This window comes from Yimella sp. NH-Cas1 (assembly GCF_022359705.1).
Lineage (GTDB): Bacteria > Actinomycetota > Actinomycetes > Actinomycetales > Dermatophilaceae > Yimella > Yimella lutea.
The window spans coordinates 1,146,333-1,159,559 of the sequence record NZ_JAKSGG010000003.1 but is presented as its reverse complement, the minus strand read 5'-3'; the positions used below and the strand labels follow the sequence as shown (position 1 = coordinate 1,159,559).

At 66.2% G+C, this 13,227-nt stretch carries 10 protein-coding genes and 1 pseudogene; 4 read left to right on the top strand and 7 right to left on the bottom strand.

The features are described 5' to 3' along the window. Positions 1-12 precede the first annotated feature (12 nt). The 3 genes from MF407_RS05935 to MF407_RS05925 form a co-directional block, all read right to left on the bottom strand. Positions 13-1,764, bottom strand: coding sequence for an ABC transporter substrate-binding protein (locus tag MF407_RS05935; protein WP_239701740.1), 1,752 nt, complete (start codon positions 1,762-1,764; stop codon positions 13-15). A gap of 76 nt (positions 1,765-1,840) precedes the next feature. Beyond that, entirely contained in the window at positions 1,841-2,866 is a 1,026-nt protein-coding gene (locus tag MF407_RS05930) for an ABC transporter permease (protein WP_129625001.1), read from the bottom strand. Positions 2,867-3,059: 193 nt separating this feature from the next. Beyond that, complete coding sequence (locus MF407_RS05925) at positions 3,060-4,430, bottom strand: replication-associated recombination protein A (RefSeq protein WP_239701739.1); 1,371 nt, start codon at positions 4,428-4,430, stop codon at positions 3,060-3,062. A 19-nt stretch (positions 4,431-4,449) separates the two neighbouring features. Between MF407_RS05925 and MF407_RS05920 the strand changes: the two genes are divergently transcribed. Together MF407_RS05920 and MF407_RS05915 are read left to right on the top strand one after the other, a co-directional pair. Beyond that, a complete protein-coding gene (locus MF407_RS05920) occupies positions 4,450-5,223 on the top strand; it encodes a GNAT family N-acetyltransferase (RefSeq protein WP_239701738.1) in 774 nt (257 codons plus the stop codon). A gap of 16 nt (positions 5,224-5,239) precedes the next feature. Then, the gene (locus MF407_RS05915) at positions 5,240-6,049 is read left to right on the top strand and encodes a thioesterase family protein (protein ID WP_239701737.1); all 810 of its coding nucleotides are present in this window, start codon (positions 5,240-5,242) and stop codon (positions 6,047-6,049) included. A gap of 19 nt (positions 6,050-6,068) precedes the next feature. Here MF407_RS05915 and MF407_RS05910 read toward each other — a convergent pair whose 3' ends face one another. From MF407_RS05910 to MF407_RS05900, 3 genes are all read right to left on the bottom strand, one after another. Next, positions 6,069-6,671 (bottom strand): HAD-IA family hydrolase, encoded by a 603-nt coding sequence (locus MF407_RS05910; protein ID WP_239701736.1) that lies wholly within the window; start codon positions 6,669-6,671, stop codon positions 6,069-6,071. 134 nt (positions 6,672-6,805) lie between these two features. Further along, positions 6,806-8,623, bottom strand: coding sequence for an aspartate--tRNA ligase (gene aspS / locus MF407_RS05905; RefSeq protein WP_239701735.1), 1,818 nt, complete (start codon positions 8,621-8,623; stop codon positions 6,806-6,808). Between the two features lie 427 nt (positions 8,624-9,050). Next, complete coding sequence (locus MF407_RS05900; RefSeq protein WP_239701734.1) at positions 9,051-9,428, bottom strand: YchJ family metal-binding protein; 378 nt, start codon at positions 9,426-9,428, stop codon at positions 9,051-9,053. A gap of 99 nt (positions 9,429-9,527) precedes the next feature. Here MF407_RS05900 and argG point away from each other — a divergent pair. Continuing rightward, positions 9,528-10,928, top strand: a pseudogene (gene argG / locus MF407_RS05895) (argininosuccinate synthase); the annotation flags it as partial. A 170-nt stretch (positions 10,929-11,098) separates the two neighbouring features. Then, on the top strand, positions 11,099-12,607 hold the full coding sequence (locus MF407_RS05890) for an oligopeptide:H+ symporter (RefSeq protein WP_239701733.1): 1,509 nt from the start codon (positions 11,099-11,101) through the stop codon (positions 12,605-12,607). A 57-nt stretch (positions 12,608-12,664) separates the two neighbouring features. On the opposite strand, the gene MF407_RS05885 is transcribed toward MF407_RS05890, so the two are convergent. Then, positions 12,665-13,087 (bottom strand): hypothetical protein, encoded by a 423-nt coding sequence (locus tag MF407_RS05885; RefSeq protein ID WP_239701732.1) that lies wholly within the window; start codon positions 13,085-13,087, stop codon positions 12,665-12,667. Positions 13,088-13,227 lie beyond the last annotated feature (140 nt).

The window sequence follows — 13,227 nt, the reverse complement described above, 5'->3', positions numbered from 1 at the left end:
TACTGACGTAGGTCAGCCGACCCAGACCTGGGCCAGGTCCGGCATACCGCGGTTCGGGTCGTTGACCACGTTGTGGACCTGCTTGCCGAAGATGAAGTTGGCCTTACCGTAACCCAGCGGGATCGCCGGGATGTAGTCCTTGGCCAGCTTCTCGTCGAGCTTGTTCCACTCCGGTCCCTGCTTGTCGGCGTCGAGACCGATGATGCGGTTGATCTCGGCGTCGAGCGTCTTGTCAGCCAGGAAGCCCACGCTGTGGCCACCCTTCTGCACGGCGCTGGTGAACAGAGCCGGGTAGACGGAGTCGCCGGCCGGCCAGTCGTAGCACCATCCGGCGGGACCAGTGAGGGTGTTGACCTTGCCGTCGGTCTCGGCGCGACGCTTACGAGCGTCAGCCTTCGGCACACCGACGTCCTTGACCTTGAAGCCGGCCTTCTCGAACGCCGTCTTGCGGGCGATGTTCGCCTTGACTGCGTCCGGGTTGTCCTGGGTGTAGTACCAGGAGATCTCGAAGTTCTCCTTGCCGGCGTCCTTCAGCATCTTCTTGGCCTTCTCCGGGTCACCCGTACCCTGGCCGGTCATGCCGTTCTGCGGGGCGTAGGCCTTGAAGCCCGGCACCTGCGGCGCCATGTACGACGTCGCCGGGGTGAAGCTCAGGCTGGTCGCGCCCGACGCCTTGCGCACCTGGTCGTACGGGTACGCAGCGGCGATCGCCTTGCGGACCTCGAGCGGCACGGAGCGGGTGTCGATGTTGAAGTAGGTGACACACGGGTCCGGACCGGTGACCAGCTGGTCCTTCTGCTGGTTGACCTTCTGCAGCAGCGTCGAGTCGACGCCGTCCCAGTTCAGGGTGGTGGCGTCCGGACCGTTGCTGGCGAGGATCGCGGTCTGGGTCGGCTTGGTGTCCGTACCCCACTGGAAGTTGTACGCGTCGACGTACTGGCGGCGGGCCGGGTCCGAGGCAGCATCCCAGTTCGGGTTCTTCTTCAGCGTCAGGCTCTGGCCCTTGACGTACTTGTCGAACATGTAGGGACCGGTGGCGATGGGGTTGTCGCCGTACTTGTCCTTGGTGTCCTTGGCCTGCGGAATCGGCGAGACCTGGGTGAACGCCGCGTAGTACGGGAAGGTCGGCCACTTCTTCTTGAGCTTGAACTCGATGGTCTTGTCGTCCTTGGCGACGACACCCTTGTACTCGCCCTTGTCCTTGAACGGACCCTTGTACTTGTCACCGTCGAGCAAGTAGTCCATGACGTACGGCGGGCCGTCCGGCAGTTCCTCGGTGGCGAACGACCGCTTCACCGCGTAGGCGATGTCGGCAGCCTTGATCGGGGTTCCGTCGGCGTACTTCAGGCCGTCCTTCAGAGTGAAGGTCCAGGTCAGGCCGTCTTCCGAAGCCTTGCCCAGGTCGGTCGCGAGGTCCGGCACGAGGACGGACTTGCCGTTCTCGACCTTGTAGGTGGTGAGCGTACGGGTCACCAGCTGGCTCAGGATGGCCATGGTGTCCTGGTAGTAAGCACGGGTCGGGTCGAAGGTCTCCGGCACCGACGCGTACTTGATGGTCAGCGTGCCGCCCTTCTTCGCACCCTGGATCTCCGGAGCGGGGCCCTTGGCGTCGGCCTGCAGGTCGGCCGCGGCCGTGCCCTGCGAGGTCGACGAGTTCGAACCCTTGCCCGCGTCGGTCTTCTTGTCGGAGGGGCTTCCTCCACCGCAGGCTGCGAGCGACACAGTGCCCGCTGCAGCCAGCGCCACGACCTTGGTCCAGCGCATGTTGTTTCTCCTTTGTGTACTTCCCGGCCAGCACCAGGAAGGTTCTGCACGATCCGTCGGCGACGGATCGAAGTCTTTATCGGCGGGTGTTCGGGTTGAACGCGTCCGCGATCGCGTCGCCCAGCAGCGACAGCGCGAGCACCAGCAGGGAGACCGCGATCACGGGGACCCACAGGTACAGGGGCTGCAATTCGTAGTAGCCCTGTGCCGCGGCGATCGTCAGACCCCACGAAGCCGTCGGCTCCTTGAGCCCGACACCGAGGAAGGACAGACCGGCTTCGGCGGAGATGAACGCCGGGATGGCCAACGTCAGCGACACGATGATCAGGCCGACCAGGTTCGGAAGCATCTCCTTGAACAGGATCCGGCGCGTGGGCACGCCCAGCGCCCGAGCGGCCTGCACGAATTCTTTCTCGCGCATCGAGATCACTTCGCCTCGTACCAGGCGAGCAAGGCCGGCCCAGAAGAAGAAGGTGAGCACGAACACCAGCGAGCCGAAGCGAACCTTGGTGACCGTGTCGTCGGAGATCTCCAGCGGAGAGCCGAACCATGAGGTGATGATCGGCACCAGCGCGATGGCGAAGAGCAGGAACGGCAGCGACAGGATGAAGTCGATGACCCACGAGACGATGTTGTCGATCCAGCCACCGAAGTAGCCGGCCAGCAGACCGACCGTCACGCCGATGACCGTTGTTGCGATCGCGGCGAATGTGCCGATGACGATGGAGGGACGTGCTCCGTACACGAAGCGAGCGAACAGGTCACGGCCGAGCGAAGGTTCGATGCCCAGCCAGTGGTCGGCGGTCTGCCCGATGGTGGGAAGTCCGTCGACGTCCAGCAGGTCGGAGTGCGTGGTCGCGGGGTCCTGCCCTTCGAGCGCGGCCAACGCCGGAGCGAAGATGGCCACCAGCACGTACACGACGATGATGCCGAAGCAGATCATCGCGACCTTGTCCTTGCGCAGGCGCGCCATGGCGATCTGAACCGGCGACTTACCGGCGGTGCTCAGACCCTTGTCCTTCTTCCCACGACGACCGGTGTCTACCGGTTCGACGGTGGCCTCCGAGACAGACTCGGCCACCTGCTGCGGGTTGAAGCTCATCGATCCTCCGTTGGGACAGACGCGGGTTCGGGCTCGTCGGTTGACTGACCTTCGGTTGCGACGTGTACCAGGCCCCCACCCGGCGGCTCGTGGTTCACACGTGCCTCACGCCGTGGAAAAACATGCCACACGGTTTGCCAGGTTCAACCCTTCGGTGCCGTACGGTCACCCAATCGTTACCAAGTGTCCGAGATCACAATGTGTGGTTCCGGATGGTGCTGCGAAGGGTCGCCCAACGCTGTCCCAGGGTCGCTTCCCAGCCCCTGTCGGACGGGTGGTAATAGTCCGCTTCTGAGATCAGATCGTCGGGCAGGAACTGTTGCGGCCCAACGCCATTGGGTTCGTCGTGCGTGTAGCGGTAGCCCTCGCCACTGCCGTACTCGGCGGCGCGCGCATAGCCGGTGCCGCGCAGGTGGGCCGGAACCTGCCCGATCCGGCCGGCCCGGACGTCGGAGATGGCCGCGTTGATCGCCGCATAGGTCGCGTTCGACTTCGGAGCCAGACAATTGTGTACCACTGCCTGGGCGAGCACCAGACGCGCTTCGGGCATGCCGATCTGGGCGACAGCGTGCAGGGCCGCGACGGCCGTCTGCAGTGCCGTCGGATCGGCCATCCCGATCTCCTCCGAGGCGGAGATGACCACCCGCCTGGCGATGAAGCGCGGGTCCTCACCCGCCTCCAACATACGGGCGAGGTAGTGCAGCGCGGCGTCGACATCGCTTCCCCGCATCGACTTGATGAAGGCCGAGGCGACGTCGTAGTGCTGGTCGCCGGTCTTGTCGTAGCGCACCGCCGCCGTCGCTACTGCCTGCTCCACGTCGGCAAGCGTGATGTGGGTCGGCGTCGCGGTGTCGTCACGGTCGAGCGCGACACCTGCGGCCGCCTCGAGCGAGGTGAGCGAACGCCGTCCGTCACCGCCGGCCATCCGGACGAGGTGGTCGAGAGCTTCGTCGTCCAGCACGAACTCGGCAGCAAGGCCGCGCTCGTCGGCCACCGAGTCGGTGATCAGTTGACGAATATCGCTGTCGTCCAACGACTTCAGTGTGACTGTGACCGACCGGGACAGCAGTGGGGCGATGATCGAGAAGGACGGATTCTCGGTCGTGGCCGCGACCAGGATGATCGTCCGGTTCTCCACACCGGGCAGCAATGCGTCCTGCTGCGCCTTGCTGAACCGATGGATCTCGTCGAGGAACAGGACTGTGTCGCGCCCGTAGAGGGACTTGTCGCGCACCGCCTGGTCCAGCACCGCCCGGACGTCCTTGACTCCCGCATTGATCGCCGAGAGCTCGACGAACCTGCGGTCGGTGGCGCCGGCCACCAGGTGCGCGAGTGTCGTCTTGCCGGTGCCGGGCGGCCCCCACAGGATCGCCGAAACCGGACCGGCCGCTCCCCCGGCGCCCTCGATCAACCGGCGAAGCGGGCTGCCGACACGGAGTACGGCCTGCTGCCCTCGTACCTCGTCCAGGTTGCGCGGCCGCATCCGCACGGCGAGCGGTGGTAGTAGGCCGCCCTGACCCCTGGGGTCGGCGTCGGCGGAGGCGGCGAAGAGGTCGTCGGACACGACTGCAACGCTAACCCTCGTGAACCTGCAGCTACGAACCCTGAGCGGACGTGACGAACTCCTTGCCGCGAGCGGCGACGACCCCTATGTGCGTTGGGAATGCGATGCCGCCCTGGTCGATCAGGCGTGGGCGCTCGGATCGGCCGTGGCGTTCCTGCGCCGCGGCCACCATCGTCGCAACGTTCACCTGAACGTCTGCGGCCCGGAGCACGATGCCGCTCCCCTGCTGGACGCGATCGTCGCGGCAGGCTTGCCGCCGAAGGCAGACGGCATCTCGATCGACCAGCATCTCTTCCCGCTCGCGCAGCGCCATTTCACCTTCGGCCGAGGTGGCGACTGGGACTGGATGTGGACGGTGGACACGCCACCTGTCGTGCCTCACCTCGATCACTTGGACGAACTGGACGATACGTTGGACGCCGCAGAACTGTTGGCGCTGAACGAGATCGGTAACCCGACTGCTGAATCTCGTCCGGGCGAGGGCGCAACCGAACTGTGGCTCGGCATCCGCGAGGAGGGTCGCATCGTTGCTGCCGGAGCAATGCACCGCACGGGTGCAGGTGCGCCACACCTCGCCGGCATCGTCACCCACCCAGACGCCCGTGGACGTGGCTTCGGCGCAGCCGTGACTGCCGGACTGACGACCGCGGCACTCGACCGCTCGGGCGTCAGCACGCTCGGGATGTACTCCGACAACGACACGGGTCGTCGGCTCTACCACCGTCTCGGCTACCGCACCGCTCACGCCTGGGCGTCCCGCGGGTTCGCCGAGACACCCATCGGCTCGCAGTGAGTGATGGGATGTGCACATGACCGACTTCGATGACGCGATCGCGCTGACCTCCGCTGCCGACGGCACCTACCGCGGATCGCTTTCGGACGAGTGGAGCATCGGCGAGGCGGTGAACGGCGGGCTGCTGATGGCCCTCTCCACCGTCGCTGTGGTCGACGCTGTTCCGGAGCACCACGCGCACCCCCTCACCTGGAGTGGGGTCTTCCTCTCCCCCGCGGTACCCGGCGAGGTGACGGTCGCACCGACCGTCCTGCGTACCGGTCGGACCATGTCGACCGCCGAAGTGATTGTGCGACAGGGAGATTCAGAACGCTTCCGGGCGCTGGTGACGATGGGCGACGTATCGTCGCACGCCTCACCGGTGCGCAAGCACAGCCCGATGCCGACCTTCCCGGACGTCGAGCGCTGTGTGTCGGCCTCCGAGGCGCCGCCGTCCGCGCTGACGAACTCGGGGCTGCTCCAGCGCTTCGACATGCGACTGGATCCCGCGACCGTCGGCTGGGCGCTCGGCGACCCCAGTGGGATGGGCGAGATCCGCGGTTGGATCAGGTTCGCCGACGGGCGCGAACCGGATCCGTTGTCGCTGTTGACTTTCCTGGACGCGTTCCCGCCGGTTGCGTTCGACCTGGGCTCGGTGGGTTGGGTGCCGACGATCGAGTTCACCGGCTACGTTCGCGCCGTCCCGGCGGCGGGTTGGCTCGCGATCCGGCTGCGTACTTCGACGGTCACCGGCAACCTGCTGGAGGAGGACGCCGAGGTCTGGGACTCCACCGGCCGACTGGTGGCGCAGTCGCGCCAACTGGCCTCTGCTCGCTTCGCCGCCTGAGAGTCGGCGACCCGATTCGCTACTGCCGCAGGTCGGGGACGTGCTCCGCTACCTCGCGCCGCAACTCAGCGGCGCCGGACGCCGGATCATGATGCACCGCAACGATGCCCAGCGACCGAGCGCTCTCGATGTTGCTCAGGAGATCGTCGACGAAGAGCGCCTCCTGCGCCTCGATGCCCAAGTCGGCGAGTATCGCCTCGAAGAACTCGCGGGACGGCTTCATGTGGCCGATCTCGGATGAGTAGTAGGCACCGTCGACCCGGTCGTCGTACTTGCGCTCGTGGCGCATCAACTCGACCCGGATGTCCTGCTGATTGGTCGCAAGCACGCACCGAACACCGGCCGCCCGTGCGTCGTCGACCACCTGCCAGGCCGGTTCGTCCGCTTCGAAGAGCGACCAGAGAGCCAGCACGTCCTCGACCGACACGGCCACAGGGTGCAGATCGACCAGATCGGCGACGACATCCCGCAGGGAGCGCTCACCGCGCAGCGCCGCGTGCTCGGCCTCGAAGAGAGCGGCGGTGAACTCGGCACCGCCCAGCCGCGACAGCGCGTCGTCCCAGTCGTGGGCAGGGTGCTGGAGCACGCCGTCGCAGTCCCAGAGGATCGCCTTGATCGCCACGTGCTGTCTCCGTTCGTTCGCTGAGCCAGATCTCCGAGGGGCGAACCAGGTTTCGGCGCGCGCGTCCTGCTCGTCGGACGCGTGGCTCAACCAGCGCCGGCGGTGGGAGCGCGGCGAGCCGCGCTCCCACGCCTTCAACTCTGGTTCGGGTTGACCTCGTCGGCACCTTGCGCCGCAGCCTTCGGCTGCTGCGGCTTGGCGTCGACGCCGGCCTCCTTGCGCTGCGCCGACGTGATCGGTGCCGGTGCCGCGGTCAGCGGGTCGTAACCGCCACCCGACTTCGGGAACGCAATGACCTCGCGGATCGAGTCGGTGCCGGCGAGCAGGGCGCAGATGCGGTCCCAGCCGAAGGCGATTCCACCGTGCGGGGGTGCGCCGAAGGAGAACGCGTCCAGGAGGAAGCCGAACTTCTCCTGCGCGTCTTCCTTGGACAGACCCATCACCTCGAACACCCGCTCCTGAATGTCCTTGCGGTGGATACGGATTGAGCCTCCGCCGATCTCGTTGCCGTTGCAGACCATGTCGTAGGCGTACGCGAGCGCCTCGCCCGGGTCGGTGTCGAAGCTGTCGAGGTACTCCTTCTTCGGCATGGTGAACGCGTGGTGCACGGCGGTCCACTTGCCGGAGCCGACGGCGACGTCACCGGAGGCGACGGCGTCCGCGGCCGGTTCGAACAGCGGGGCGTCGAGCACCCACAGGAACGACCAGGCTGATTCGTCGATGAGGCCGCAGCGCTTGCCGATCTCCAGACGAGCCGCGCCGAGCAGGGCGCGCGAACTCTTGACGTCGCCGGCGGCGAAGAAGATGCAGTCGCCCGGCTTGGCTCCCACATGCGCCGGCAACGCTGCCTTCTCGGCGTCCGAGAGGTTCTTGGCGACCGGTCCGGTGAGCTCGCCGTCCTGCTGCAGCAGCACGTAGGCAAGGCCCTTGGCGCCGCGCTGCTTGGCCCAGTCCTGCCATGCGTCCAACTGACGGCGGGGCTGCGAGGCTCCGCCGGGCATGACAACCGCACCGACGTACGGTGCCTGGAACACGCGGAAGGTGGTGTCCTTGAACAGGTCGGTGCACTCGACGAGTTCGTTGCCGAAGCGCAGGTCGGGCTTGTCCGAGCCGTACTTGGCCATCGCGTCGGCGTAGGTCATGCGCGGGAACGGCGTCGGCAGTTCGACGCCGATGACCTTCCACAACGCCTTGGCGATCGCCTCGCCGAGTTCGATGATGTCGTCCTGTTCGACGAAGCTCATCTCGATGTCGAGCTGGGTGAACTCCGGCTGACGGTCGGCGCGGAAGTCCTCGTCGCGGTAGCAACGTGCGATCTGGTAGTAGCGCTCCATGCCGGCGACCATGAGCAGCTGTTTGAACAACTGCGGGCTCTGCGGCAGCGCGTACCAGCTTCCCGGCGCCAGGCGTGCGGGCACCAGGAAGTCGCGAGCGCCCTCAGGGGTGGACCGAGTCAGGGTCGGCGTCTCGATCTCGACGAAGTCGCGCTCGGCAAGCACGGCGCGGGCGGCGGCGTTCACCTTGGAACGCATGCGGATGGCGTTGCCCTGTGCCGGACGACGCAGGTCGAGGTAGCGGTGCTTGAGGCGAGCCTCCTCACCGACGGTGACTCGTTCGTCGATCTGGAACGGCAGCGCGGCGGACTCGCTGAGCACCTCGATCTCCTCGGCGACGACGTCGATCTCGCCGGTCGGCAGCTCGGGGTTGACGTCCTTCGCGTCGCGCGGCTGCACGGTGCCGACGACCTTGATGCAGTACTCGTTGCGCAGGTCGTGCGCGCTGCCGGTGAGCACCTCGTCGCGGGCGACGACCTGGACGACACCGCTGGCGTCGCGCAGGTCGATGAAGGCCACACCACCGTGGTCGCGGCGACGCCCGACCCATCCGGTGAGGGTGACGGTCTGTCCGGTCTCCGCCGCGCGCAGCGTGCCGGCCTGATGAGTACGAAGCATGTTCGTTCCTTTCGGTCGGGTCCTCACCGAAGGAACTGCGGGGATCCGCGGTTCCTGGCGAGGAACGGCGGCCCGGGAGGTGTGGGCGGGGGCCAGATCGCGGTGCCACCACACCTTCGCCGGGCAGATCGCCCGGCCTCTCGTCGGTACGCCGGACGCGCGGTTCGAGGCTGACCTTGCGGCCCGGCGGATCGTCACTCCGTCACCTCGAACGCTCTCAATGCTAGGGCAGCACGCGAATGGACGCGAACCGGTTCCTGCCCATCCGGCCGGTACAAGCTTTACCTGCCGCTCACCCCACTGCCGGTCCGTCGCGCGCAGAAATTTCTACGACCAGAGCCAGTGCCTCTGGTTGACCGACTCCGCGCGTCTGAGCGTCCTTCAGTGCGGTGACATCTGGCGCCAGGAGTCCTGTGGACGGACGCCGTCAGCCTTCGTCGGAGAGGTAGAACCAGCGTCCGGCGCGGCGTGCGAAGGTGCTGCGTTCGTGCACCAGACCGCCCTTGTGGGTGGCGGTGAACTCGACGACGCCGGTTTCGTCGTCCGGGCCACCGTCGACCGTTTCGTGAACCGTGAGGCCTGTCCATTCGGTCTCCGGGTCGACCGTCACCGGGTTCGGTCGCGTCTTGGGATGCCATGTGCGCCAAAGGTGTTCGCGGTTGCCGTAGAAGTAGGCGGTGTACCGCGAGCGCATCAGCTCCTGCGCGGTCGTCGCGAGCCGGTCGGTGGACAGCAACGGGCCGCAGCACGCGTCGTAGGGCAGCAGCGAGTCACACGGACACATCGGGCAGTGCAGATCGGTCATCTGCCCAGTGTGGACCCCGCGCCCTCCACGAATCGGACGTGGCACCGCCCACATCGGGCGACCTCCTACGATGACGACCGTGTCGAAAGTCTTGAACTCCTTCCTGTCGGTGAACGTGTCGGCATCGCCTTCTCGGGCGGTCTGGACACGTCGTGTGCTGTTGCCTGGATGCGTGCCGGAGGCGCCGTTCCGTGCACCTACACGGCCGATCTCGGCCAGTACGACGAGACGGACATCGAGTCCGTGCCCGGGCGTGCGACGCAGTACGGCGCCGAGGTGGCTCGTCTGGTCGACTGCAAGCGCCTGCTCGTCGAAGAGGGCCTCGCGGCCATCGCGACCGGTGCATTCCACATCCGCTCTGCGGGCCGTACGTACTTCAACACCACTCCCCTGGGCCGCGCGGTCACCGGCACCTTGCTGGTACGTGCGATGCAGGAGGACGGCGTGTCGATCTGGGGTGACGGATCGACGTACAAGGGCAACGACATCGAGCGGTTCTACCGCTACGGGCTGCTCGCCAACCCGGCCTTGCGCATCTACAAGCCGTGGCTCGACCACGACTTCGTGACCGAGCTCGGCGGACGTCACGAGATGTCGGAATGGCTTGTCGCACACAACTTCCCGTACCGCGACAGTGCCGAGAAGGCGTACTCCACCGATGCGAACATCCTGGGCGCCACGCACGAGGCGAAGAAGCTCGAGCACCTCGACACCTCGATGGAGATCGTCGAGCCGATCATGGGCGTCGCGTTCTGGGACGAGTCGGTGAAGATCGACACCGAGGACGTCACGATTCGTTTCGAGCAGGGCCGGCCGGTGTCGATCAACGGCACCGAATTCGGTGACGACGTCGTCGCGCTCATGCACGAGGCCAACACCATCGGTGGCCGACACGGTCTGGGCATGAGCGACCAGATCGAGAACCGCGTGATCGAGGCCAAGTCACGAGGCATCTACGAGGCGCCGGGTATGGCGCTGTTGTGGATCGCCTACGAGCGTCTGGTCAACGCCATCCACAATGAGGACACCGTCGCCGCGTTCCACAACGACGGACGCCGCCTGGGCCGTCTGCTGTACGAAGGCCGCTGGTTCGATCCGCAGTCGTTGATGCTGCGCGAGGGTCTGCTGCGTTGGGTCGCCTCCGCCGTCACCGGCGAGGTCGCGCTGCGCCTGCGCCGCGGTGAGGACTACTCGATCGTCGACACCAAGGGTGAGAACTTCAGCTACCACCCGGACAAGCTGTCGATGGAGCGCACCGAGAACGCCGCGTTCGGTCCGGTCGACCGCATCGGCCAGCTCACGATGCGCAACCTGGACATCGCCGACACCCGCGCGAAGCTGGAGTTGTACGCCTCGCAGGGCGCACTCCCGCAGCGCGAGAAAGATCTGGTCGGCGAGTTGAAGCCCGGTGGCGCAAAACAGATCTCGTCGAACCCGTTCGCGGGCAGCGACGATGACGAAGCGCTCGACCGCGCGGCGTTCGACCTCGGAACCGACTGAGCGCCCCGACGCACTACCGTCGAACGGCCCCGCCACGCACCAACGGCGGGGCCGTTCGCTGTTCTCGACGGAGAGACGAATCATGAACACGCCCTCCGACATCGTGCTGGTTGTGAACCGAGCACTTTGCGATGCTGAGGGGTCCGATACATCACCTGTGAGGAGTCCTCATGTCCCAGGCGGCATCAGCGCCGGACAGCCCTGAGCGCACTTTCCTCGGTCACCCCCGAGGGCTTGGGACAATTTTCAATGTCGAACTGTGGGAACGCTTTTCGTACTACGGGATGCGCGCCATCCTGCTGTACTACCTGGTCGACACGGTCGCCGACGGCGGTCTCGCGGTCGATGAGACGCTCGCCGCAGCAGTCGTCACGATCTACGGTGCTGCGGTCTACCTGTTGTCGATCATCGGTGGGTGGGCGGCCGACCGAGTCATCGGCGCACGCCGGGCGGTCCTGTTCGGCGGGCTCATCATCATGGCCGGGCACCTCTGTCTCGCGATGCCGGCAGCAGCCTTCTCCTGGCTGGGAATCGCGCTGGTCGCACTCGGCACCGGCCTATTGAAACCGAACACGGCGTTGATGGTCGGCCAACTGTACGGCGACCGTGACCCCCGTCGGGATGCCGGCTTCTCGATCTTCTACATGTCGATCAACATCGGCGCGTTCTTCTCCCCTTTCGTGGTGTCGTTCCTGAAAGACCGCTGGGGCTACCACGCCGGCTTCGCCGCTGCGGCTGCCGGCATGGCGATCGCCCTGGTGCTGTTCGTCCTCGGACGCCGATCGGTCGCCGGCGAGAGCGACGTCGTCCCAAACCCGTTGCAGCCACATGAGCGCAAGCGGGTGCCACTGATGCTGATCGGCGCGGTTGCCCTTGTCGCTCTTCTCGTCGTTGTCGCTCGGTTGTGGCGCGACGACACCCTCGAGGCCGTCATCGATGCCATCTCGATCCTGTCGATCAGTGCGTCCATCGCGTACTTCACGGTGATGTTCCGCAGCCCGAAGGTCAGCGAACGGGAGCGCACCCACCTGTGGGCATACCTGCCGATGTGGCTGGCCGCGGTGTTCTTCTGGATGATCTTCGAGCAGGCCGCCGGCAAGCTCGCCGCGTTCGCGGACACGCGTACCGACCTCGACTCGCTCGGCTTCACGTTCAAGGCCGAGTGGTTCCAGTCGGTCAACCCGGTGACGATCATGATTCTGTCCGCGCCGATCGGAATGCTGTGGGCCCGCCGGGCCGGACGCTTCCCGTCGACGCCGACGAAATTCGCGATGGGCGTCGTTCTCGCTGGTCTGTCGTTCATCGTGATGGCTTGGGGCAGCGCGCAGTACGAAGGTCCCACCGCTCCGGTATTCCTGCTGATGAGCGTGTTCGTCGTCCAGACGATCGGTGAACTGTGCCTGTCCCCCGTCGGACTGTCGGCGACCACGACGCTGGCTCCCGCTGCGTTCGCCGGTCAGGCGATGGCCTTGTGGTACCTGTCGTCCGCCACGGGTCAGTCGTTGGCCGCGCAGTTGATCCAGGCGATGGGCGGACTGTCCGACACGACGTTCTACCTCGTGCTCGGTGCCATGGCGATCGCCGTCGGTGCGCTGTTGGCGCTCATTTCCCCGATGGTGCACCGCAAGATGAGGGACGCCGAACCGGACGCGCAGCACAAGGCGGCGGCTCACGCCTGAGACCCCGCGTGGTTCGCCTCGGAGCACCGGCCCGTCCGCAGGTGCTCCGAGGCGGCGTCAACTGACCAGTTCGTCTTCGAAGACGCACTCGTCATATCGGGTGACCTCGTCGTCGGTGGCCAGGTAGCAGCCGATCAGGCGGTCGCCGAAGGTCTGCGCAATCCACTGTTGCCATCGCAGATCCGCAGGTCCGAGATGCGGCGAACCGAGCCGCCCGCGTGCGAACAACAGACATCCACCGATCTCGTCCAGGAAGTCCCGCAGGAAATCCATCAACACCCAGGGCGGTTCGTCCGCGTCGGCGGGCACGTCGTTGATCGCGACCGGCTGCAGCAGCCGTTCGTTCTCGTCGAGCACGAGGAAGGTGATCGAACCGCGGTCCCGGTCCTCGAAGCTGACGAGCAGATCGATCACGTCGGCGACGTCGGAATCGGTGACCGGTGCATCGCTCCAGTCGTCTTCAAGGTCATGGAAACTCATGCCGAGCACAGTGGACCCGTTCTGTCGTCGGTGCCGGTTTCCACAGACAGTTCTCGTTGGTCCACAACGACCGATCAGAGTGCCGCGCTTGTGGTATCACGGCGTGCAGGTGCCGGCGACGGATCAGAGGCCTTCGGTGG